At 50.8% G+C, this 23898-nt stretch carries 22 protein-coding genes; 18 read left to right on the top strand and 4 right to left on the bottom strand.

The features are described 5' to 3' along the window. The first annotated feature begins 73 nt into the window (after positions 1 to 73). The 3 genes from GOC95_RS06255 to GOC95_RS06245 are packed head-to-tail and all read left to right on the top strand — an operon-like array spanning position 74 to position 2205. Complete coding sequence (locus tag GOC95_RS06255; RefSeq protein WP_275356335.1) at positions 74 to 418, top strand: DUF2782 domain-containing protein; 345 nt, start codon at positions 74 to 76, stop codon at positions 416 to 418. 40 nt (positions 419 to 458) lie between these two features. Then, positions 459 to 1385, top strand: coding sequence for a homoserine kinase (locus GOC95_RS06250; protein ID WP_275356334.1), 927 nt, complete (start codon positions 459 to 461; stop codon positions 1383 to 1385). Positions 1386 to 1407: 22 nt separating this feature from the next. Next, positions 1408 to 2205 (top strand): BPSS1780 family membrane protein, encoded by a 798-nt coding sequence (locus GOC95_RS06245; protein ID WP_275356333.1) that lies wholly within the window; start codon positions 1408 to 1410, stop codon positions 2203 to 2205. 19 nt (positions 2206 to 2224) lie between these two features. On the opposite strand, the gene GOC95_RS06240 is transcribed toward GOC95_RS06245, so the two are convergent. From GOC95_RS06240 to trmL, 3 genes are all read right to left on the bottom strand, one after another. Then, positions 2225 to 3994 carry a GGDEF domain-containing protein gene (locus tag GOC95_RS06240; protein ID WP_194748683.1) on the bottom strand — a complete coding sequence of 590 codons (1770 nt, stop codon included), beginning with the start codon at positions 3992 to 3994 and terminating at the stop codon, positions 2225 to 2227. 206 nt (positions 3995 to 4200) lie between these two features. Further along, the gene (gene uvrD / locus GOC95_RS06235; protein ID WP_275356332.1) at positions 4201 to 6381 is read right to left on the bottom strand and encodes a DNA helicase II; all 2181 of its coding nucleotides are present in this window, start codon (positions 6379 to 6381) and stop codon (positions 4201 to 4203) included. A gap of 245 nt (positions 6382 to 6626) precedes the next feature. Further along, on the bottom strand, positions 6627 to 7091 hold the full coding sequence (gene trmL, locus GOC95_RS06230) for a tRNA (uridine(34)/cytosine(34)/5-carboxymethylaminomethyluridine(34)-2'-O)-methyltransferase TrmL (RefSeq protein WP_194748681.1): 465 nt from the start codon (positions 7089 to 7091) through the stop codon (positions 6627 to 6629). Between the two features lie 141 nt (positions 7092 to 7232). Between trmL and GOC95_RS06225 the strand changes: the two genes are divergently transcribed. The 15 genes from GOC95_RS06225 to GOC95_RS06155 all read left to right on the top strand — a co-directional run bounded on the left by GOC95_RS06225 (position 7233) and on the right by GOC95_RS06155 (position 23224). Continuing rightward, complete coding sequence (locus GOC95_RS06225; protein WP_343223964.1) at positions 7233 to 8885, top strand: GspE/PulE family protein; 1653 nt, start codon at positions 7233 to 7235, stop codon at positions 8883 to 8885. 5 nt (positions 8886 to 8890) lie between these two features. Beyond that, positions 8891 to 10105 carry a type II secretion system F family protein gene (locus tag GOC95_RS06220; protein ID WP_275356330.1) on the top strand — a complete coding sequence of 405 codons (1215 nt, stop codon included), beginning with the start codon at positions 8891 to 8893 and terminating at the stop codon, positions 10103 to 10105. A gap of 134 nt (positions 10106 to 10239) precedes the next feature. Next, positions 10240 to 10656 carry a type II secretion system protein gene (locus tag GOC95_RS06215; protein ID WP_275356329.1) on the top strand — a complete coding sequence of 139 codons (417 nt, stop codon included), beginning with the start codon at positions 10240 to 10242 and terminating at the stop codon, positions 10654 to 10656. A 17-nt stretch (positions 10657 to 10673) separates the two neighbouring features. Then, positions 10674 to 11129 (top strand): GspH/FimT family pseudopilin, encoded by a 456-nt coding sequence (locus tag GOC95_RS06210; RefSeq protein ID WP_275356328.1) that lies wholly within the window; start codon positions 10674 to 10676, stop codon positions 11127 to 11129. An 80-nt stretch (positions 11130 to 11209) separates the two neighbouring features. Next, complete coding sequence (locus GOC95_RS06205) at positions 11210 to 11785, top strand: type II secretion system protein (RefSeq protein WP_275356327.1); 576 nt, start codon at positions 11210 to 11212, stop codon at positions 11783 to 11785. After that, on the top strand, positions 11769 to 12560 hold the full coding sequence (locus GOC95_RS06200; RefSeq protein WP_275356326.1) for a prepilin-type N-terminal cleavage/methylation domain-containing protein: 792 nt from the start codon (positions 11769 to 11771) through the stop codon (positions 12558 to 12560). Before GOC95_RS06205 ends, GOC95_RS06200 begins: the two co-directional genes overlap by 17 nt. An 86-nt stretch (positions 12561 to 12646) precedes the next feature. Continuing rightward, positions 12647 to 13006, top strand: coding sequence for a hypothetical protein (locus GOC95_RS06195; RefSeq protein WP_275356325.1), 360 nt, complete (start codon positions 12647 to 12649; stop codon positions 13004 to 13006). 6 nt (positions 13007 to 13012) lie between these two features. Then, a complete protein-coding gene (locus GOC95_RS06190) occupies positions 13013 to 16063 on the top strand; it encodes a DUF6701 domain-containing protein (RefSeq protein ID WP_275356324.1) in 3051 nt (1016 codons plus the stop codon). 296 nt (positions 16064 to 16359) lie between these two features. Further along, positions 16360 to 17298, top strand: a complete 939-nt coding sequence (locus GOC95_RS06185; RefSeq protein WP_194748675.1) for a hypothetical protein — start codon at positions 16360 to 16362, stop codon at positions 17296 to 17298. Then, positions 17295 to 18179 (top strand): PilN domain-containing protein, encoded by an 885-nt coding sequence (locus GOC95_RS06180; RefSeq protein ID WP_275356323.1) that lies wholly within the window; start codon positions 17295 to 17297, stop codon positions 18177 to 18179. The genes GOC95_RS06185 and GOC95_RS06180 overlap by 4 nt, the downstream gene beginning before the upstream one ends. Positions 18180 to 18182: 3 nt before the next feature. After that, the gene (gene gspM, locus GOC95_RS06175) at positions 18183 to 18896 is read left to right on the top strand and encodes a type II secretion system protein GspM (protein ID WP_275356322.1); all 714 of its coding nucleotides are present in this window, start codon (positions 18183 to 18185) and stop codon (positions 18894 to 18896) included. 13 nt (positions 18897 to 18909) lie between these two features. Further along, on the top strand, positions 18910 to 19281 hold the full coding sequence (locus GOC95_RS06170; protein ID WP_275356321.1) for a hypothetical protein: 372 nt from the start codon (positions 18910 to 18912) through the stop codon (positions 19279 to 19281). A 61-nt stretch (positions 19282 to 19342) separates the two neighbouring features. Further along, complete coding sequence (gene mshL, locus GOC95_RS06165) at positions 19343 to 21121, top strand: pilus (MSHA type) biogenesis protein MshL (protein ID WP_275356320.1); 1779 nt, start codon at positions 19343 to 19345, stop codon at positions 21119 to 21121. An 8-nt stretch (positions 21122 to 21129) separates the two neighbouring features. Beyond that, the gene (locus GOC95_RS06160; protein WP_194748670.1) at positions 21130 to 22020 is read left to right on the top strand and encodes an AAA family ATPase; all 891 of its coding nucleotides are present in this window, start codon (positions 21130 to 21132) and stop codon (positions 22018 to 22020) included. 19 nt (positions 22021 to 22039) lie between these two features. Continuing rightward, positions 22040 to 23224: a tetratricopeptide repeat protein gene (locus GOC95_RS06155; protein ID WP_275356319.1), complete on the top strand. Its 1185-nt coding sequence runs from the start codon at positions 22040 to 22042 to the stop codon at positions 23222 to 23224. Positions 23225 to 23233: 9 nt separating this feature from the next. On the opposite strand, the gene GOC95_RS06150 is transcribed toward GOC95_RS06155, so the two are convergent. Beyond that, positions 23234 to 23686, bottom strand: a complete 453-nt coding sequence (locus GOC95_RS06150) for a phosphoribosyltransferase family protein (RefSeq protein ID WP_275356318.1) — start codon at positions 23684 to 23686, stop codon at positions 23234 to 23236. Positions 23687 to 23898 lie beyond the last annotated feature (212 nt).

Below are 23898 nucleotides of genomic sequence, written 5' to 3'. Positions count from 1 at the left end.
TTTATTCAGCGCTGGATGTCCGCCACGGCACGGCTTTTTGCTAGAATAGCGATCACTGACTAAGGAGTCTTCCATGCGTAATGTTTCCCGTTTTATGCTGACCACACTGTGCCTTGCGAGTTTTTCCATGCTGGCTAGTGCTGCGGCCCCCAAAGATGCCGAGTTGCTGGATGACATTCCCTCTCCGCCCAAAGTCATTGAAGGACAACCCATAGACCAGCCGACCATCTCCAAGCGCAAGGATGGTGATAACGAGGTTGAGGAATATAGCCTCAATGGTGAGGTCTATATGGTGAAAGTGACGCCACCGAGCGGCAAGTCCTATTACCTGCACCGGGAAGACCGTAATGGCGAGTGGGTGCATGATGGTCCTTCTCGCCCGGTGTCCGTGCCCAAATGGATTCTTTTCCGCTTCTAAATGTTTTTGACCTGCCCGTAAGGGTAGGGTTGTCACCCACATGTCTGTTTTTACCACTCTGAGTCTGGATGAAGTGCGCCTATGGTTGGCGCCTTTTAATGTTGGCGAGCTGCAAACTTTGCGCGGCATTGCGGCTGGCATTACCAATACCAATTATTTTGTCGAAACCAGCGAGTCACGCTTTGTGCTGACTGTGTTCGAGAAAAACGATTTTGACGAGCTGCCTTATTTTGTGCACTTAATGACGCATTTATCGCAGCACGGCATTCAATGCCCAAGCCCGATTGTCGATAAAGAAGGCGTGGCCTTGCACCGGATTCATGGCAAACCTGCCCTGATGGTGAGCTGCTTGCGTGGCAGTGATGTCAGTCAGCCTAACCTGACCCAGATTGAAGCCGTGGCGCAGACGCTGGCGCGTATGCATCTGGCGGGTATGGCGTTTCATGAGCAATCACACAATCAGCGCGGTCAGGGCTGGCGCGTGATGACAGCGCAGCAGGTGATGCCCAAGCTTGCACCCGTACAGCAGCATTTGTTGCAAGAGGAATTGCAGTTTCAGCATGGCCTGGATTTGTCTGGTCTGCCACATGGTGTGATACACGGCGATTTGTTCCGCGATAACGTGTTGTTTGACGGCAATGTGTTGGGTGGCTTTATTGATTTTTACTATGCCTGCCATGATGTACTGGCCTACGATGTGGCCATTGCGGTGAATGAGTGGTGCGTGGATGCCAACGGTGCGTTTGTCGATAACAAGTTGGCCGTGTTCATGAATGCCTATCACGCGGTTCGCCCGTTCACTGCAGAAGAAAAATCCTTCTGGCCGGCCTTGTTGCGCCGCGCTGCCTTGCGCTTTTGGCTATCGCGCCTGTATGATTTTTACTATCCTGTGGCGGGGGAGTTGACCCATGCCAAAGACCCGGCTCATTTCGAGCGGGTATTGCTGAATCGTCAAGCGCTTACTTAGTCGCGCTATAAAAGGGAGTCACATGACAGAAACAAACAGCCAGCGCGGGATTCGCTGGGTCAAAGAAAGCCTGGCTTTATTTAAAACGCAACCACATATCTGGATGTTGTGCTCGCTGGCCTACATCTTCATTTTTATGGTGTTGCCATCCTTGCCATTGCTGGGGTTTCTAGGCATGGTGAGTGTGGTGATCTGGCCCGTCTGCATGGCCTGGATTGTGATGCTCTACCGTCAGGTGGATATGCACGGTGAAATGTCGCCCGGTGACGCCTGGCAACATCTCAAGCTGCATCTGAAACCTTTGTTGCTGTTGGGCGCTAGCTGCCTGATTTATGCCGTGTTGGCGACTTATCTGCTCAGCAGCGAACTTGCTTCGCTCATTTCGCATGCGCCGACCAAAGCCGGCATGAGTGATTCACATATGACCAAGTTTCTTGAAAATGCGTTGTCATTTATTGTGAAGTTGTTGTTATTGCTCTTGCCTTTGTTTATTGCCACCTGGTTTTCCCCCATGCTGATTGCCCTCAATGGTTATCCGCTGGTGAAAGCGATCAAATCCAGTATCGCCGGCATGCTGCAATATACCGTGCCCATGGGCGTAGCCTGGCTAGTCATGATGCTGGGCATGCTGGTGGTAATGCTGGGACTGGGGCTGGTGATTGGCATTTTAGGCGTGCTGATTCCAACGGTCACGCAGCTGCTGATGCCGCTGCTGGTATTTATTGCCTTGCTGGTCATCAATGCGCTGATGTTTGCCTTTCAATATATCAGCTACAAAGATGCCTTCAGGGCCGCACCACAAGTCGAGGCCAGCGTTTAATGGCTTGCTGCTTGCAACGTTATCGCTTGCGGCGCTCGGTAAACAGGCTGTTACCGACAATCTTTTTGGCTTGCTTTTTGGCATGACTCATGGCGCCAGCCACTTCATGATGGCTGGCAAAAAACTCGGCGCTAACTCTCACTGCGCCAATGGATAAGCTGCCAAACGGGAAAAAGTGTTCATTGCCCAAGCGGTCTTCAATATGAATGCCACCTGACTGCACATCCTTGAGGTCATAAAAGTCTGGCATGACCTTCGCCACCGTGTCCAGAATGTCGCGGCATATCCGTTCCCAGTCTTCACTCTGAAACACAATCACAAAGTCGTCACCGCCGATATGGCCGACAAAGTCATGCTCATGGTTCACCATGCTGCTCAGCATGCGCCCGACAAACTGTATCACCTCGTCGCCGCGGCGATAACCATAGGCATCGTTAAATGGCTTGAAATGATCAAGGTCACAATAACAGGCGACAAACGCTATGCGCCGTTCCAGCAGCTTGTCGATATGGGCATTAATTGGCACATTGCCCGGGAGCAGGGTGAGGGGGTTGGCATAACGTGCGGCATGAATCTGCATGTTGGTCACTTCGCGCAATAGCGCGTGACCACTGCCCATGCCCACATAACGCTCGCCGTCGACAATAATAAAGCCGTTCAGTAAATACTTGGGATCGGCTTGCAGGATCAGCTCGCTCAAAGCCAGGATGTGCATGTCCTTTTGGATGATGAGGCATTGCGTATCCATAAATGTGGTGCAGGATTTCTTGCCATGTAATTCTTTTTGGTAACGCCGCGCAAAGCGGTCTATGGTGTCATAACGGCTGATCAGCCCCAGCGGCTTGCCTTTATGGTCGGTGACCGGGATAGAGTTGAGATTGTTGTCATGATGAAACCAGTCATAGACTTCTTCATTGGTCATTTCAGGTAGCGCCGCCACTTGATAGCTGGTGAGCCCGGACACGGTCGCTTGTTTGGAGACCATGGTTTGCTGGTCCGCAAATAAACGAATAATGTTTTTGTTGAGCAGGGTGCTCACTTCCTCGGACAAAGTCGCCTGAAATTTTGGGAACGGACGGCCCAGCAGGTAGCCCTGGGCATAGTCTATTTTCAAGTCTTTGATGACCGCCAGTTCTTCTTTGGTTTCTATGCCTTCGGCTATCGTCAGCGTGTTAGACTCCAGCGCAATTTTCTGAATGCCGCGGACAAATTCCAGCTTGATCGGATCGTTGTGGATGTTGGCAATAAAATGCTTGTCGATTTTGACATAGTGCGGTGACAGCTCAGACCACAAACGCAAACTTGAAGTCCCTTCACCCAGATCATCGAGCGCGATTTTAAACCCGAGTGCCTTGAGTTTGGTGACCGCCTCCTTGAGTTCGGCGTAATCGCGTATGGTGGAACTCTCGGTGATTTCGATAACAATATCGCTGGCTGCAAGCTGATAGTTCTCCAGCTGCGCCAAGCTTAATGACCAGTCACTTTCGCTGTGCAGCAAGGCATCCGGGCTAAAGTTTACAAACAGTGGCATGGCATGGTTCGCCCGGCGATATTCTTCAAAAATCACATCGCGCGCGATAGACTCCATCTCGATATCCCGCCCACATAACTTGGCTGCATTGAGCAAGGCAATCGGCGCATGTAGTTTGGACTCCAGTGGTCCGCGAATCAGTGCTTCATGCGCAAACACCTGCGCTTGCTTGATATCAATAATGGGCTGAAACAAGGGCAACAGGTTTCTCTGTGCCAGGATGGCTTCAATTTCGGTATTGGGGGCAGCATAAATCATGCTAGCAGTATCGACGAAGCGTGAAGATTCTTGATCAAGGAAATGTCAAGATTGGATGAAATATTTATGACAATATCTTGTGCTGCAAGCTAGCTTGAAATGGTTGAACGTAACAACTGAGACGAATGAAACCTCAACTTGAGGCGTATCAACAGACGGTCCGTGAGGTTACTGCCCCGAGGCCTAGATAACAGGCGTAAACGACCTCAGATTTTTTCGAGCTTGGCGTATTCCAGCATCAGCGTTTTTAATCCGGCGCTGCCAAAATTTACTTTCACCGCCAGATCGCTGGCGTTCCCCTCATAGCTAACCACAACCCCTTCGCCAAATTTGCTGTGGCGCACACTTTGACCAATCTTGAACGGATAGTTGGACTGGGTGCTTGCCGGTTGTGCAGCTGGCATGGTGTATTGACCGCCTGCCGCATAAGGTTTGGCAGCCGGTTTGCTATTCAGGCGTTTGGTGAGTTCGGCAGGGATTTCATCGACAAAGCGTGAAGGGATGCCGTAGCGAACTTGTCCATGCAGCATGCGGCTTTGCGCATATGTCATATACAAGCGCTGGCGCGCGCGCGTGACGGCGACGTACATGAGCCGCCGCTCTTCCTCAAGGCCACCATTTTCATAGGCAGCTTGCTCGTGCGGGAACAGGCCTTCTTCGACGCCGCTGATAAACACACTCTGAAACTCCAGGCCTTTGGCGGCATGCACGGTCATCAGTTGCAGGGCCTCATGACCAACGTCGGCCTGATGGTCGCCTGCTTCTAGGCTGGCATGGTTCAAAAACTGGGTCAGCAGGTCGGCATCTTCCTCCATGTTGTGATGGTTACCCAAGTCCTGCTTGCTAAAGGCGACCGCAGCCGTCACCAGCTCTTGCAAGTTTTCAATGCGGTCTTCGCCTTCTTTGTCGTTTTGGTAGTGCGCCATCAGGCCACTCAGGTTGATGACCATTTCTGCCATTTCACCCAGCGTGATGCCGTAGCCTTGGTCAACAATTTGCCGGATCAGGGCCACAAAGCCATCCAGGCCTTTGCTGCCTAGCTTGCCTTCACCCACTTTGTTGGTGGCGGCTTGCCATAAGCTGCATTCATTTTGGCGCGCAGCTTCTTGCAGTTGTTCTAGGCCACGTGCGCCGATGCCGCGGGGCGGGAAGTTAATAATACGCAACAAGGCCGTGTCGTCGTTGGCGTTGGCAATCAGCCGCATGTAGGCCAAAGCGTGTTTGATTTCAGCCCGCTCGAAAAAGCGCAGGCCGCCATACACGCGGTAAGGGATGTTGGCCGAAAACAGGGTATGTTCGAGGATGCGGGACTGCGCATTGCTGCGGTAGAGCAGGGCCATCTCGCCCAAGGGCACGCCTTCTTTTTGCAGCATATTCACTTCATCGACAATAAACTGCGCTTCGTCGGTATCGTTGTAAGCCTCATAAATGCGAATCGGCTCGCCCTTGCCGGCCGAGGTCCACAGGTTTTTACCCAAACGGTTGCGGTTGTTGGCAATGATGGCGTTGGCGGCATCGAGGATGTTGCTGTGCGAACGGTAGTTTTCTTCGAGCTTGACGATATTCTGCACGTTGAAGTCGCGCTGGAAGTCATTCATATTGCCGACGCGTGCGCCACGGAATGCGTAAATGCTCTGGTCGTCATCCCCGACGGCAAAAATACTGTTATGTGCGCCGCCTAACAGTTTTAGCCACAGGTATTGCAGCCGGTTGGTGTCCTGAAACTCATCGACCAGGATATATTGAAAGCGTTGCTGATAATGCGCACGGATGTGCGGTTCGCGCTCAAGCAGCTCGTAGCAACGCAATAATAACTCGGCAAAATCGGCCACGCCTTCGCGGTTACATTGCTGATCATAGGCCGCATAAATTTCGCGCAGTTTCTGGCTATGGCCGTCGTAAGCATCGACGCTATCCGCACGCAGGCCTTCCTCTTTGCAGCTATTGATATAGCCCATCACCTGCTTGGGCGGATATTTTTCATCATCCACATTCATCAGTTTCATCACGCGTTTGATGGCAGAAAGCTGGTCGGCGGTATCTAAAATCTGAAAGGTATTCGGTAAGCCCGCTTCACGGTAATGCGCGCGCAACATGCGGTTACACAAGCCGTGAAAGGTGCCTACCCACATGCCGCGTGTATTAATCGGCAACATGCTGGTGAGGCGGGTCAGCATTTCCTTGGCTGCTTTGTTGGTAAACGTCACTGCCATCAGGCCCATGGGGGAGGTTTGCCCGGTTTGGATCAGCCAGGCAATCCGCGTGGTGAGCACGCGGGTTTTGCCACTGCCCGCCCCGGCTAGAATGAGTGCCGAGACATGCGGCAGGGTGACCGCTTGCAGTTGTTTATCATTCAGGCCCTGTAACAGATTATTTTCAGAATACATGCCGTTATTATCGCATGATGCAGCGTTTCAGGCGCAGTCTAAGCATGTGCTTGTAGTCGGCAAATCGTTGTACTCAACATTTCTCTGGAACTTTTTAAAACATCCCACACTCATACTTGCACGATGATGATGAATCATCTTTCCGCTTCTTTCCTCCCTGAGCGGAAGCCTTTACGATGAGGCCTATTGCCCCGATTTACCCCTTAATCGGGGCTTTTTTTGTCTATAGGTTTTAGAGAGTGATTTTAAACACCACCGGTAAACCCGACTTGTCGCCAGGCTTCATACAGCAAAATTGCGGCTGAGTTGGATAAATTCAGGCTACGGCTATGCGGCAACATTGGCAATCTGACACGATGCTCTGCCGCAAATTGGGCGCGAATTTCTTCTGGCAAGCCACGTGACTCTGGTCCAAATACAAATACATCCTCGTCTTTAAACTGCAAATCACTGTGGCGCGTGCTGCCTTTGGTGGTCAAGGCAAACATGCGTTTTCCATGCAGCGCTTGCTGGCATTCCGCCCAGTTTTCATACACGGTCAACGCTGCATATTCATGGTAGTCCAGCCCAGCCCGCTTTAACTGTTTATCTGAAAGTTCAAAACCCAGTGGTTTGACCAGATGTAGCCTGGCTCCTGCATTGGCACAGAGACGGATAATGTTGCCTGTATTGGGCGGGATTTCGGGTTCGAAAAGCACGATATGAAACATGTTTGGCTGCTTGTTTGCTTACGCAAGGATAGTATGACGGTGATATGATAGTCGAGAAAGTATCTCAAGATAAATAATTACAACGCCATGGCTCGTCCCGAGAAAATTAGATTAGGTGAAATTCTGGTCAGACAGAATTTCATGACCCAAGCTGAACTGGATCAGGCGCTGGAAGAGCAGCGCAAGACAGGCCGCCGCCTTGGACGGGTGATTGCTGAAAAAGGCTATGCCAACGAGCGGCAAATTGCTGAAGCCGTTGCACATCAGCTCAATATCCCTTTCCTGGATCTTGGACAGTATGAGCTGGATCCCAAGCAGGTTCAAAAACTCCCTGAAGTGCAGGCACGTCGTTTCCGTGCCATTTTGCTCGAAGAGCGTCCAGACAGCATTCTGGTGGCGATGGTTGACCCTTCGGATGTCTATGCCTATGACGAGTTGGTCAGGCTGCTCAGGCGTGATATTGATATCGTCGTGGTGCAAGAGAGTCTGCTCATGCAGACCATTGATCGTTCCTATCGCCAGACTGAGCAGATTTCTTCACTGGCGCTTGAGTTGCAAGAGGACCTGGCAGACAGCAATGCCGATCTCTCAAGCATGATGGGTGTAGACCTGGGCGTGGACGATGCGCCTGTGGTCAAGCTGTTGCAGACGATTTTTGAGGACGCGGTGCAAGTGCGAGCGTCTGACGTGCACATTGAGCCGCAAGACAACAAGCTGCTGATCCGCTTTCGGATTGATGGTGTCATGCATTTTCAAACCCAGGCAGATATCAAAATTGCCACTGCGTTGGTCATGCGTCTCAAGATCATGGCTGGCTTGGATATCTCTGAAAAGCGCCTGCCACAAGATGGTCGTTTTGGCTTCTCGGTCAAAGGTAAGGCGGTCGATATGCGTATTTCGACCATGCCAACGCAGTATGGCGAAACGGTGGTCATGCGTCTGCTGATTCAGAACACTGCCCATTTTCAGCTCGATAAACTGGGTATGCCGCCGGCTTTGCTGGCACGCTTTAGAAAAATGATTAACCGGCCCAGTGGCATGGTCTTGGTCACCGGGCCTACCGGGAGTGGTAAAACGACGACCTTGTACTCAGCATTGAGTGAGCTTAATACCCCCGAAACCAAAGTTATTACGGTGGAAGATCCGGTGGAGTATCGGCTGCCCGGCATTATTCAGACGCAGGTGAATGAGAAAATCGAGCTGGATTTTCCCAAGTTGCTACGTGCCATTTTGCGGCAGGATCCGGATATTGTGCTGGTGGGCGAGATGCGGGATGAAGAAACTGCGCAAACCGGTCTGCGTGCCTCCATGACTGGTCACTTGGTGCTTTCAACTTTGCATACTAACGATGCTTCAACTGCCCCGGTGCGTTTGATTGACATGGGGGTGCCGCGCTTTATGGTGGCGATGTCCTTGCTCGGTGTCATGGCGCAACGTCTGGTAAGGTTAATTTGCCCGCACTGTGCTGAAGCGCATGTGCCTACTGAGAGTGAAACAGTGTGGCTCAATCAGGTGTTGCCTGATGCAACGTTACCGACCAACTTCCGTAATGGCAAAGGATGTCAGCATTGCAACCGCACCGGTTATTTGGGGCGGGTGGGCTTGTATGAATTTCTCGAAATGACCGATGAACTGGCGATGGCAGCCAACATGCCGGATACGAATGTCTTTATCAAAAAGGCTCGTGAACGCCTGAAAGGCAAAACCCTGCGCGACCAATCGCTACAACTGGCGCTTGAAGGTAAAACCACGCTGGAAGAAATCATGCGTGTCGATAACCAGTTTGAAGAATAACGCCTATGCCATTATTTGAATACAAAGGGCGTACCGAAGATGGCATGGTGGTGACTGGGGTACAAGAAGCCGCCGATGCCGATGCCTTGGGCGCCGCGTTAAGTGGTACCCGAATTACGCCAGTTGAGATTAAGCCCAAGAAAACGAGTGCTGTTGCGATTAACCTGTTTGAAGAAAAAATCACCAGTCTTGAGGTGATGATTTTCAGCAAGCAGATGTATACGCTGCTTAAAGCCGGTATTCCGATTATGCGCGCCCTCTCAGGTATTCAAAGCTCAGTAGGTAACCCCAAGCTGGCACAAGTGGTGGGGCAACTGCGTGTGGGCCTGGACTCAGGCCGTGAATTGTCAGTGGCGATGACTGAGCATCCAAAAGTCTTCGATAGTTTTTATATCAGTATGATCCGGGTTGGCGAAACGACGGGTAATTTGGATAATATTTTTTTGCGCCTGTCTGAGCATATCGAGTTTGACCGCTTTATGCGTGGGCAAATCAAATCGGCTTTGCAATATCCTATGTTTGTACTCACTGCCATGGCAATTGCGATTGTGGTGATTAACGTTATGGTGATCCCGCAGTTTGAAAAAGTGTTTGCTAGCATGCATGCCGATTTGCCATTGATTACCAAAATGCTGATTGCATTTTCAAACTTCATGCGCAATTACTGGTTTGTGCTGATTGGCATGATTGCCGCGGCAGGCTGGTCATTTAAAACTTATCTTAAAACGGCAAGTGGCCGGTCAAACTGGGACCGTATCAAAATGCGTATCCCGATTGCCGGTAAAATTATTTTTAAAGGCACCATGGCCCGTTTTGCGCGTAGCTTTGCGTTGTCTACACGCAGTGGTTTGCCCATTCTGTCAGCGTTAAGGCTGGTGTCACAAACGGTCGAAAATGACTATATTTCAGCAAAAATTTTAAGCATGTCTGCGGGCATTGAGCGCGGTGAAACCATCCTCAGAACAGCCACGCAAACTGGAGTCTTTAATTCGCTTGTCTTACAAATGATTGCGGTGGGTGAGGAGTCTGGTTCATTAGATACGCTTATGCAAGAAGTTGCAGATATGTATCAGGCAGATGTTGAGTACGATGTGAAAACTCTGGGTGCGCAGATTGAACCTATTTTAATTGTATTTCTGGGTGTGCTTGTTCTGATACTTGCATTGGGGGTATTTTTACCTATTTGGGATATGAGTTCAGTAATGCTCAAAGGTGGGTAATTTGAGCTTCTTTGCAGTTTTCAAGAGAATGGACCAAAATTGTCTGGCATAGTATTTGCTAATGACAATTTAACGCAGTGTTAACCTGCCACTGTGATAAGAACGGCAGGGCATTTTGATTAGGAGTTTGAGTGATGAAAAAACAAGCTGGTTTTACATTAGTTGAATTGGTGGTTGTGATCGCGGTTCTTGGTATTTTGGCAGCAACAGCATTGCCAAGATTTATCAATGTTCAAGCAAATGCTCAAAAGGCAGCAGCGCAAGGATTGGCTGGAGCGCTCTCATCAGCGGCAAGTTTGGCAAAGGCCGCTTGGATGGCAGGTGGTGCCACGGGTACAACCGTAAAGATGGATAGTTCTGACGTCACAGTAAGTGATACCACAGGGTGGCCAATTTCTACTGCAGCTGGTATTGATGCTGCTATTCAGGATCGAGCAGGTTTTACATTTAATGCGGGAACTGGTGCCGATAATGCTACTTATACAAAAGGCACTTGTACAATCACTTACAACCCATCTACTGGTTTGGCGACTTTAGGTAATGCGTGTTAACAAGACTAGACTTTGGAATGAAGGGATTTACTATTGTCGAGCTAGTGGTTGTGATTTCAATTATGGGAATACTGGCGGCGGTAGCTGCACCCAGATTTGTCAATAGTGACATCTTCGAAACCCGCGGTGACGCGGGTTTACTTTCATCTACATTACGCTATGCGCAAAAAACGGCAATTGCTCAACGTCGCAATGTATATGTGATTCATAATAATGCGGTGCCAGATACGGTTAGCTTATGTTTCGATACCGCGTGCAATCAGGTGGTAATTAATCCTGAAACAGCTGCGGCATACGTGTTCACGAGCAGCAAGAATGTGGATATCACCTCAGACAATGTAAGCGTGGGCTTTGACGCACTCGGGCGGGTGGTGCCTAATTCTACGACGGTTAACTATAAAGCGACCAACAAGAAAAATAATGCGCAATCTGTGACTGTGACTGTTGAGGCGGACACCGGATACGTACACTGAGCAGTCCACCAGTTACAGGCTGGATAATAACAATGCATCACAACAAACATCACTCTTACAGACAACCAGGCAAATTGTGCATGCGCTTGCAAGCAGGTTTTTCATTGGTGGAGATGGTGGTGTTTATGGTGATTGTCACCACCGCCATCGCCGGTGTTATCGGTGCGCTCTCATTTATGGGACGTCATTCAGCAGATCCACTGGCGCGCAAGCAAGCAATCGCCATTGCTGAGTCGCTGATGCAAGAAGTCCAGCAAATGCCTTTTACTTATTGTGATCCCGATGACCCGAATGCGTCTACGGCGACAAGTTATGGCGATTGTACCAATCCACAAAATGCGACCTTAAATGGCCCTACACCCTCTACGGAGAGCCGTTACAGTGCCACCGATCCATTTGATAATGTGGCCGATTATGGTGGATTTTCCATGCCTGGTGGTGGATGTGCCGGCATTTGCCGCATTGGCAATGCGACTGCCTTACCGGGCTTAAACCCTTACGCGGCATCCGTTGCAATTACTCAGGCGGGCGGGAGTGGTGCTTTTGCAGCGCTGCCAGCAGATGCGGTGTTACAGATTGTGATTACGGTGACAGGTCCCGCAGACACTACCATCCGGCTGACTGGATACAGGGTTCGTTATGCGCCGAAAATTTAACCAACCCAAATCTGCTATTTCAGGCTTCACCTTGGTGGAGTTGGTCATCGTCATTGTGGTGATGGCAATTCTCGGCGGTATTTCCGTCACCTTTATCAAAAATTCCATTTTGGCTTATGTGAATTCCGAGGCTTATTATGAGCTCGCCGATCGCGCCGATATCTCATTGCGCCGCATGTCACGCGATATCCGCAACGCCTTGCCCAATAGTGTCTGGGTGGCTGCTGATAATTCCTATGTAGAGTTTGTGCCGATCAAAGCTGGCGGCCGCTACCAGCAGGATACGCTGGATTTTGTAAGTGCGAATGACACTTTTAACGTACTCGGCGACCCTGTGCCTTCTGTAGATTCTGGCGACCAGTTGGTGATTTATAACCTTGGCATCCAAGGAGCAGATGTGTATGCCGGGGATACGATTCGCTCCTTAACCATCACTGGCACTAATCTCAGCACGCTCTCATTTAGCGGTTCAGCCTTTCCACTACCCTCCCCGGGTAGCCGTTTTTATGTAGTGAAAGGGGCCGTATTTTATGTCTGTGATTTAGCCAACCGCCGTCTGTTGATGTATTCAAACTACGCAATTCCCTCTGCGCACCCCTCAAACTTTGCCGGACTCACCCCTAGTATCGTTGCGCAAGATGTCACGGGCTGTAGTTTTACTTATACAGAAGGCGTCATGCAGCATAGCGGCGTGGTAATAGCACAGCTCGAGCTCAGTAAAAATGGTGGCGTTGTACGCCTGGTTAACCTGATTAATGTGGTGAATTCGCCATGAAAAATACGCTTCATCGCATAAAAGGATTTATGTTGCCTGTGGCAATCTTCTTAATGGTGATATTGGCGTCGCTTGTAGGGTATTCTATGCGGCTGTCATTGTTGGCCAATCAAGGCACGATACAGGATGTGCAAGGTGCACAAGCTTACCTGGCTGCCAAGGCAGGCGTGGAGTGGGCGGCTTATCAGGTGATTGCGCCAGGGACGACATCAATGCAATCATGCCCAACACCGCCTAATCCGTTTACGATTAATGGCTTTAACATTGCATTGACATGTAATCAGACAAACCCGATGCCGCAAGATCGCGCAGGGACACAGAATATCGGCATGTATACCATTACCGCTACCGCCTCAAAAGGGGCAGCTGGCGCGCTTGATTATATTGAGCGCAAAGTCACAGTGAGCTTGAGTCGTTGCCTGATGGGTACAGAAGAGTGTAGTTAGAGGAAAATGACCGTGTTTAGATGGAAGCATGCAACAGTGATATGGCTTTTGTGTCTGGTCAGCTTGTTTTCTGCTGAAGCGACAAAAGCGGCAACCGTTACTTTAAACGCCAACGGCGGTTCTGACTCTTCAAATGGGTTGAAAATCTTCATCAATGATAACTCCCAAATTCAGGTACAAAGGCTCAATAGTAGCGGCCAGCTTTATCAACCTGATCGAACGCCAGCTAATAGTCGGTTAGATAACGGGATTTATATTCGTGGCAATAATACTATTTATGGCCCTGATCACTTTGCCTACAACGCGCCAGGAAGCTATACAGCGCAAGCAATGACAGCGGTGACGCCAGCTAACGCATCCGCTGGAAATGCGCAGACAACCCGTTCGCAGTTCACTGTTCCTGCGAACAATATCGGCGGCGGTCCACAAATCACTATCGATTGGAGTTATACCTATCCCTATGACTTTGTGACTGCAAAGGTCACGATTAATATTCCTTTGTTGTATCCAGTCAGCTCCAGTAATCCAGTGCGTTATTATCATGTGGTGGATACCTATTTGGGTGGCTCTGACTGTGGATGTGGTGTTCGTTACGTCGATACCAACGGCAAACAGGTCGCCGGGACTTATCCTTATGCAGGTAGCTGCTCTTCAGGAAGTGGAAATACGAATGTTCAGTGCCCTTCTAGTACAAGTTTGCCTGCCAACCTGGATGTGGTTGAGAGTTTCAGGGAGCGGGATGGGAAATTTGGCCGTTATTGCGTAGGCAATTACCAAACATTCTGGTCCAATGACAATTCCGTCGCCTGTGCGCTAGCCAAAACAGGCCAATTGGGGAATACAGTCAATACCACTTTAACAGACACAGGCGCTGCGATTGAATACGACTTTACATCGCCTGGAACATACACATTCAGCTATGACTTTGTGGTTGGCTCAACCCTGGTGCCTGATTATGATCACCTGGAAATACGCCACCCTGGCAGTTCCTCTTTATGTCCGGTCGATATTCAGGTCATGGCTTGTTTGGTTTCTACCATGCCTTGTCCGGATAACCAGTTAATCAATTCAGGTAGCCTTACGGGGACGCTGACCATTTCTCCCAGCTCTCCAACCGTCACGGTGACACCGGACGCCCAGTTCGACGTTGGGAGTGACCGCACCATTGACACCATTACCTTACAAGGTAGCGCTGCAGCTACTTATACCTTGGGAGCGACGGGCCTCAGCAAAGGGCCGATGAATGGCATCAAGTGCTGGAACACGGCAAATAATTCGCAAAGTTGTAGTTTTACCATGACGAACACGGCGTGTGTGAATACGTTTGAGTGTATGGAAAGTGCCCCCATTAAATATAACAACCTAAAAGCTGACTCATCTAAGCGTAACCCACTCTACACCAAGGTGCTTGGTCAGTCTTTTGATGTTGAGGTGGTTGCCGTACTTGCCAATGGTGAACAGTCCAACGGCTACAATTCGTCTGGTTTAAAAGTTGATTTGGTCACCGATAGTAATAACACCTGCAGTACGAACATCATCGCGACCAAGTCTGTTAGCTTCATGGCTTCGGATGGCGGGCATAAAACAGTGACATTCAACGCCTCAGATGTGAAGCAAGCATATACCAAGGTGCGTTGTCAGGTGAGTGACGCCGGTCAGAACAAATCGGGTTGTTCTTCTGATAACTTTGCCATTCGGCCGCAGTCCTTTACAGTTTCAACTACCAACACAAGCCTCTCGTCTACTACCCCCTCGCCGACCTATACTTACAAGCTTAAGGCAGGCACAGATAGTTTTAACTTAACAGCTGTGACTGGTGAAAGCGGCTATAACGGAACCCCTTCTATAGATACGTCAAAAGTCTATCAGCATGATGGTGTAGTGACGATGGGGCAGATTAGCTATGACCCTATAACTCCTAACAAATTTCCTGCGGCCAGTAGTGGCACCAGTAGCAGTGATAGTTTTAAGTACAGTGAGGTTGGCTTTTTTCAATTTGCAGCCCAAGGGGTCTATGACGATACTTTTACCGCTGTAGATAAAGCTAATGGAGATTGTGATAATGGCGGATTTGATAATACGGGCACGGGTACCCCCAAGAAATATGGCTGCAATTTTGGCAATACCGCTGCAAGTAGTTTTTTTGGCAGATTCATTCCGAATAAGTTTGTGATCACTACAGGGGGGAGCAAGCAAGCTTGTAGTACTTTTGTCTACTATAATCAGGATACCAGCACCAAAGCTGGTTTGGAGATACCATTTACCATTACTGCCCAGAATGGGTATGGGGCGACCACGACATATTACACAGGCACGGGACCCAGCAGTTATGCCAAGTTCAATAATCCAAGTGCTTGGGCAAACTTTAATTTCTCAACTAATCCTCCGCTGGTAGGTGGGACATTAAGTCAAAGTGTCCATAGTCCTGCGCTACAGGGGGGGTGGTCTGGCGGGAAAGCGGCGATGACCGCAAGATTTAACGTGACACGTCCTGCAAGCCCTATTGCAGAGCAAACCTTTTCGGTGACGACGCGCGTACAGGATTCCGATGGCGTTGCAACCGATCCTGCCACGATTACTTTATCAAGTGCCACCTACCGTTATGGACGAGTTGCCATTACGCCTGCGCATGGCTCTGAGTTATTGCCGTTGATTGTTCCCGTTGAAGTGCAGTACTGGGGTGGCGGTGGGTATCGCCGCAGTTCAGACGATACGTGCACCAGCTTTCCACTGAATACCATCGCCATGAAAAACTACAGAGGCAATCTTAATGCCTGTGAAACCGTGTTGAGCGTGAACAGTGCCATGAATAATGGGGTTATGAGTTTGCGCTTGAGCGCTCCGGGCGTGTCGGGCACAACACCCAATACAGGGAGTGTAGATCTGGATCTCAATTTTGGCAGTGCCGGCGGAGATCGTACTTGTACCAGTAGTGTTCAGTCTAACGCCGCTGACGGGACAGATGGTTTGGGGGGATGGTTTGGCGCAGACCCTAGTGCGCGCGCCACCTTCGGTATTTATAAGGCACCTATCATATACATGCGCGAGAACTTTTAGTTGATATCAGTCCTCGCCTATACAAAACCACCTAAATCAGGTGGTTTTGTCGTCTTATTCCTGCATTTGATCTCCCGTTTCAGGCACTAAAGTTGCTCGCATATATGAGGCGTGGCCGGATAGCGTGATTGTCTGGTGCCACGATGGCGCATGGCCAGTTAAGTCATTTTGCGCATAAGAAGATGATTTGATGTGCGGCTTTTTTGTGTATACTAATTTGCGATTGTGCTTGAAGTAAGTATTATTATTCTTTGATTTTAAATGATAAAGTGACTCTGAAAGACTGGCGACTCTCTATGCAATGGTTTAAAAGACAAAAAAACAAGCAGCAGGTAGGGGTGAGTTTTACCGACATGCATGTGAGTACTGTTGCCTTGACGCCGCCTGCAGAAGGGACCAAGCCGGTGGTTTCGTTTGCGGCGGTTGAGCAAATACCGCTGGATGCTACTTCCACATTACGTCACTTTGTGACCAAAAATGACCTCAAGTCTTTACCCTGCAATCTGGTACTCAATGTCGACCAGTACAACATTGTGCAGATCGACAAGCCCAATTTGCCAGAGGATGAAGTAAAACCGGCGTTACGCTGGAAACTCAAGGGATTGCTTGATTATGCGGTAGAACAAGCGGTGGTTGATGGGATTGATCTGCCTTCGGATCCCTCTGTGGCAAATCGCCAAGCGCTGATGCTGGCGATTTGCGCCAAAAAAGCTACGGTAACCGGGGCGGGTAATCATTTGGTCGATGCCGGATTTAACCTGCGTTCGATTGATGTGCACGCGCTGGCACAACGCAATATTGCCCATTTGCTTGAACACGAAGATCGCGCGCTGGTGATGGTGAGCATCCTGCCACGCGGTTGCCTGATCACGTTTACGGCAAAAGGTGAGCTTTACCATACGCGTCTGATTGAGCTGGATCGCGACTTTTTGAACGATAGGGACGAAATCTTCAGAATCAATTTTGATAAATTGGTGCTTGAGCTGCAACGCTCGCTGGACAGCTTTGACCGTCAGTTTCCTTTCCTGAGCTTGAACCGTATGGTGGTGGCGCCGGTCGTGCATCGCGATTATCTGGTGAGCGGCCTGAGTTCCAGCCTCTATGTGCCGGTCAATGTTTTTAACCTGGAAGATGTTGTTGAGCTGCCTGCCAACCAGGATTTTTCCAGCCTTGAAAAACAGGCCATGTTGATGCCTGCCCTGGGTGCTGCCTTGCGTCAGGAGGCGGCCGTATGAGTCAGCAGATTAACCTGTATGAAGGCGGTGGTGTTAAAGCCAGAGAGTGGTTTAGCCTGCCGATGGTGGCGGCCGTCTATGTGCTGGCCGCAGTGGTGATGTATTACTTTTATACTGGACTGGCTGCTGAAAACGAGCAATTGCAAGTGCAGCGTAACCAAGCCCTTGCGCAGTATGAAACCATGCAGAAAAAAGTGGAAGCCTTTTCGAAAAAGGCGATGCCTATCGATAACACCAAGCTTGAGGCTGAGTTAAAAGCATTAAAAGCGCAACTGGAGATGCAGACCCAAATTCTGGCTATTTTCCAGCAGTCCATTTCAGAACAATCGGCACACCTGATCGACTACATGCGTGCATTTACCGGGCAACAGCAACCTGGCGTCTGGTTAACCGGTTTTAAAGTTGAGCCTGCCGTCCAACACTTGACGCTTGCCGGGCAAGCGTTGCAGTCAGAGGATATTCCAGCCTATCTGGATTTGCTCTCTCACCAGGCTGTATTTGCCGGGACTGAGTTCTCAGGTATTCAGTTCAAACAACTGGATTTGCAACAGCCGCAGTCGCGTTCAGGCGGAAATGCTGGAGCCTCTGCAGTGAGTCCATCGCTTGCGCCAGCGCCAGAGGTTGCCACGACCTCGCCTGCAGGCAAAGACGGGGGTGCTCCGCCAGTGACGCCGGCCTCAGCCGCGCCTGTTAATCCACAAGGCGGAAATAGCCCTTCGAATCAGGCGAACACAGCATTGCCTGTACTCAAAGTGTATACCTTTGAAGTCAAAGGGCGTGATACGCAAGCCACAAACAAATTGGTGAATGGCATGAGTTGGGACGAATTTGTGCGCCAGACGGTGCCACCTCAGCCCGGCAACCAGAGCGGGAGGCAGTAAGTCATGCGATCTGAAAAACTACAGGCAATCAGCGACAAATGGCAAGCGTTCTCCATGCGCGAGCGCTGGATGTTGTTTGGCACCGGCTTGTTTGCTGTGGTGGGCCTGATGGATACCTTTTTGCTGGAGCCACAGCGGGTGCAACTGGCTAATACCCAGCAAGAAATCCTCAAGATACAAAACGATACCACCACCCTGACCGAGCAACTGACCAAGATTGCTGCCCAGGCGGCGCCACAGCCAGCTACGCAGGCGTTTCAGCAGGAGATTGCAGAAACCAGACAAAAAATGGCTAGCCAGGCAGATGAGTTACTTAAAGTTTCTGCCTTTATGGTCCCACCGCAAGCCATGGTGGAGATGCTGAAAAAACTGTTGCAAAAGCATACCGATGTGCAAGTGATTGAAATGCAATCCTTGCCGGTGGTGGATTTTATTGAAACGCGAAGAAAGTTATTGCAGGCGCAAGCCGCGCCAGGCGCTGAAGCGTCATCAACCTCGGAAGAGGCTTGGAAAAACATGCCACATGTTTACCAGCACGCCGTAAAAGTCCATTTAAAAGGGCAGTATTTTGCGTTGATGGCGTATAGCAAGTCCCTGAAAGCGATCGGCCGTCAGCTGGCATGGGACAATGCCGAGCTTAAAGGCGGTTACCCAGAAAGCGAATTGATTTTTCAAGTGTATACCCTGAGTGGGGAAAACGCCTGGTTGGGGATATAGCATGCGCATATTCATGATTTGGATGGTATTGGTCAGCATGGCACATAGCCAGGCCGCCGAGCAAATGATAGACCCTACGAAGCCGCCAGCTGCCGTATTGCCTTATCTGCCAGAGGCACAAACGGAGACTGCGCAGGCTTGGCAAGTCACGGCCATTCAGGACAACGGCAAGCATGGGTTTGCTGTGGTCAATGGCGAGCTCGTTAACTTGGGTGAGCGTTATCAAGGTTTTAAACTGGTTTCGGTCAAGCACCAGCAAGCGGTGTTTATCAATCAAAACGGTGAGAAAAAACTGTTGGGCTTGGGGTTGACCAGTGTTGTGATGCAGGCACCGCAGCCTGCGCAGATAAAAAAAGCCAAACAGGCAAAAACGGTTAAAAAATAAAGTGAAAATGCCTGCGATTGGCTGAAGTGGCCGCCAGGTGAATATCAATAGAGAGACTGCTATGAAAACTTTTGTGAATACCTTGGGTGTGATGATGATAGGCGCCGGGTTGGCTGGATGCACCAGTAACCCGTTCACGCCGACCAATCCATCAATTCAGCCAAAAATACAAAACGAATTGGCGACCTCTGCGGCCAAGGCGCAAGCACAAGTGGTGCCGCCGCCTAAAGAAGTGACGGATGAGTTGTTTGAGCCACTTAAAATTGAGCCACCCAAAGCGCTGGCCAAACGTGTCGAGCCGCGTTTTGACCTCGTGGTTAACAAAGCCCCGGCTAGCCAGGTATTGATGGGTATCGTCTCTGGCAGTCCTTACAGCATTGCCTTAAGCCCGGAGCTGAAAGGCGAGATTACGATTAACCTGCGCGATGTCACGCTGTTTGAAGCGCTCAATGCCTTGCGTGACTTGTATGGTTATGAGTACAAAATGAACGGCAAGCAGATTTTTGTCGAGCCACAAACCCTGCAAACCCGGGTTTTTCAGGTTAATTACATTACAGGCGCTCGCAGAGGGTCTTCTGCCACCCGTGTCACGTCCGGGACGGCCAGCGGTTCTGGTGCGGGTGGTGCCGCAGGCGTGGCCGGACAGGCCGCCGCCATGAACGGTGCCATGGGCGTTGGCTCTGGCTCAACCGGGACAGGTACGGGCAACCAGGCGGCCTCGGGCGCCTCCAACCTGCAAGTGTATGCTTCAGATGTGAGTATGCGTACCAATAATGACTTTTGGGACGAGATTGCAGGCTCATTGAGTAGCCTGATTGGCGAAGAAAACGGGCGCAAGGTAGTCATTAACGCGCAGTCTGGCCTGATCATGGTCAAAGCCATGCCCAAGGAAATCCGCCAGGTGGAGAAATTTCTGAGTCTGATGCAGGTGACCGTGGATCGTCAGGTGATTCTGGAAGCCAAGATTATCAAGGTGCAACTGAATAGAAACTCGCAACAAGGGATTAACTGGGCGGCGGTCAGAAACATTCGCGGCCGCGATTACACCTTTGGTAACGTCAACGGCAATACCACCCTGGGAGAAACCGGTGCCTTGACCAACGGCACGCTGACCAGCACCGTACCTGGCGCTTTGAGTAACAGTGATCCGGTGTCCATAGGCGGCTCAATGTTTGCGTTAGCAGTACAAGGCAAAAACTTTTCTGCGCTGCTTAACTTTCTCGAAACACAGGGCAATGTAGAAGTCCTGTCCAGTCCGCGCATTGCCACCATCAACAATCAGAAAGCGGTACTCAAGGTGGGGAATGATGCGTTCTACGTGACCAATGTGCGTACCAATGTCACCACCACCACGGGCGGCGCCGTAGTGACGCCAGATATTCAGCTGCAACCGTATTTTTCTGGTATTTCACTGGATGTGACACCGCAAATTGACAAGGACGACAACATTATTCTGCACGTCCATCCGTTTATCAGTGAAGTCACCCAGGTCAACCGTACTGTGAGTTTGTCCAGTGCCAACGGTGGCACCTACACGATTCCAACGGCCTCCTCCAACATCAATGAAACCGATAGCATCGTGCGTACCCGCGATGGCAGTGTGATTGCGATCGGCGGGCTGATGTCAGAGTCCGTGGATAATACACGTACAAAAGTACCTGGTTTGGGTGATGTCAAATTTTTGGGTAACCTGTTCCGCCAGAAAGACCAAAGCTCCACCAAAACAGAACTGGTTATTCTGCTCAAATCCACCGTGGTCCGCAGTGGCGATAACTGGGCGCAAGATATGCTCGACAGCCAGGACCGAGTAGAAAAACTCAAGTCAGACAACGCATTTTAGGAGCGGGCATGTACCTGCAGCATTTTGGCTTAAAAGAGTTTCCATTTTCGATCACGCCGGATACGAGCTTTTATTACGCCACACGCACGTTGCAAGAAGCGCTGAATACGCTATTGATTGCGATTGAGTCGGGTGAAGGCTTTGTCAAAATCACAGGTGAAGTTGGCACCGGTAAAACATTGCTCTGCCGGCGCCTGCTCAAAGCCTTGGAACCCGGTTGCCAGATTGCTTACCTTCCCAACCCTTATCTAGATCCGCACGCCTTACTGATGACGCTGGCCACCGAGTTTGGCGTCGCCTTCAAGCCTGAGTTTACCCACCATGACATGATAGATGCGCTGCATCGCACATTGCTGACCTTTGCTGAAAAAGGCACGCATGTGGTGGTCTGTCTGGATGAAGTGCAAGCCATGCCGCTGGAAACGCTGGAAGCCTTGCGCTTGCTGAGTAACCTCGAAACCGAAAAGCGCAAGTTGTTACAAGTGGTCATTTTTGGCCAGCCTGAGCTGGAAGAACGTCTCAACCATTCGTCTATTCGCCAACTGCGGCAGCGCATTGGCTTTGAATATCACCTCAAAGGCCTGCAATGGGAAGAATTAGCGTTTTATTTGAATCATCGCATGCATGTGGCCGGGTATCAGGGCGGCATGGTGTTTAGTCCGGCCAGCATGCGATTGCTATACCGGTATGCCAACGGCATTCCGCGCTTGTTGAATATTCTGGCGCATAAAGCATTATTGTCTGCGTTTGGCCGTGGCCAGCACAGGGTTACAACCGAGGATGTGAAAGCGGCGATTCTTGATACACAAGCCAGTGTCAAAGCACAGCATCGTTGGCTGGAGCATGGGTTTAAATGGTGGTTGACGTTGCATGCCACCCTGGCCGGGTTTGGTCGTTAGCAGGCGACGGAGGAATCAAATGAGCTTGATTAATCAGGTGTTACAAAACGTAGAGGCCCGTCAGGGCAACACCACTGATGGTTGGGCCGGGCAGGTCAAGCCAGTGTTGTCTGCACAGCCAGCTCCAGCTGGCCGTTGGTTGAATCGCCTGATAGGTGGCGGGCTGCTGCTTGCGACAGCCGGATGGGTGTGGATGAATACGCCCATGTTGATGGCGTATTTTTATCCGCAGCATGTGACTGCGATACCCCATGCCGCGCCGCAGGCTCAAGGCCCAAAACCACGCGTACAGACTGTTTTAGCCCCGGCAGCCGCAGAGGCAGGCACGGTGGCGACTTGGGCGCCGCCGCAGTTGACCAGGTCATTGTTCAGTGCCTGGCAGTCCGAACCTGCTCCAGCAAAGCCCAGTGCGCGCGCTGTCGTTGCTCAAGTGAAGCCAGTGGCTAATGCTGCTGCACCACAAGTCGAGGGTGAGTTCAGCATGAAGTCCGCGGATACGGCGGCAATCACGGTTGCCACCATCGCGCCTACGCTGGAGACGCACGCGGACCAGAATCAGGGCAAAAGTGATGAAAAGTCAGCCGAAAAAGGCATGGTCAATAAACATGTCAGACCTGAGCAGGAAGTGAATGTCTTGATCCAGCGTGCTGTCGATCATGAGCAAAAAGGTCGTTTGAACGAGGCGTTGGCAATGCTCAGGCAAGCGCTGACGATTTATCCGCAGTCTGAAGATGCACGCCAGCTGTTGGCCGCCTATTTATTTGAGTCCCGGCAAGAGGCCGAGGCTGTTTCGGTTCTGCAGGCAGGCATCAAGCAGTTTCCGGCTCAAGTGGGCTTGCCCAAATCACTCGCCAGATGGCAGTTGGCACATGGTCAGGCAGAGGCGGTATTACAAACATTAAAACCGGTGGCCAGTGCGCTGGCGCAAGATGCCGAATCGCAATGGATGCTGGCCATGGCTTATCAGCAAACCGGCCAGCATGCCGCCGCCTTGCCACATTTTGAACGCGCGACGCTGTTGCGGCCGGGGCATGCACAATGGATGGTGGCGTACGCCATTTCATTACAAGCTGTGGGCCAGAATGCGCAAGCCTTGCAGCACTTGCAACAGGCGCAAAGCCTGCCGTTAAGCGAGCGCTTGCTCGAATTTGTTACGCAGCGCATCCGTCAACTGGGCGGCAGCGTACAAGCCAATGCCGAATAATTGTGCTAGCTAGTCCTGTTTGAGGGTGCGTGCCAGCACGAGCGCCGTCACCTGTGCAGCCCCCGCCTGTTTAAAAACTTTTGCCAGCGCATGCATGCTGGCTCCTGTCGTCATCACATCATCCACGATCATCACATGCTGACCTTGCCATCGCTGCGAGGTCGCAAAGGCACCGCGTAGATTGCGGGTTCTTGTTTTCATGTCCATCGCTGCTTGCGCTGGCGTGTCTATCAATCGCTCACAGCCGTCTATCCTTAACGGAATTTGCCACTGCTTTTGCAAGTGCCTGGCTAATTCAAGCGCATGATTAAACCCACGCTGTTTGATGCGGTTCAGGTGCATGGGCATCGCCACCAGGACGGCTGGCTGCTGGCTCGCGGGTAACACTGGCAGGCGGGATAGCCAGGCCTGTGCCAATAGCGCCCCCCATGGCAATTGCTGGTGGTATTTAAATTGATGCAAGAGTCGATCTAGCGGATAGGCATAGCGAAAAACGGTCAGCGTTTGGTCAAAAGCGGGGGCATGCTGTAAACAGATGCCGCACAGCTCACCTCGCGTATTTGGTAATGCGCATTGTGGGCAACGCGGCGATTGGTACCAGGGCAGGCTGGCCTGGCAGTCTAAACAAAGTCCGTTTGGAGGGGAGATTGGCTCGTCAGTCGCTGAAGGTTGGC

The organism is Methylophilus sp. YYY-1 (assembly GCF_029132825.1).
GTDB lineage: Bacteria > Pseudomonadota > Gammaproteobacteria > Burkholderiales > Methylophilaceae > Methylophilus > Methylophilus glucosoxydans.
This window is presented reverse-complemented; position numbering and strand designations above follow the sequence as displayed.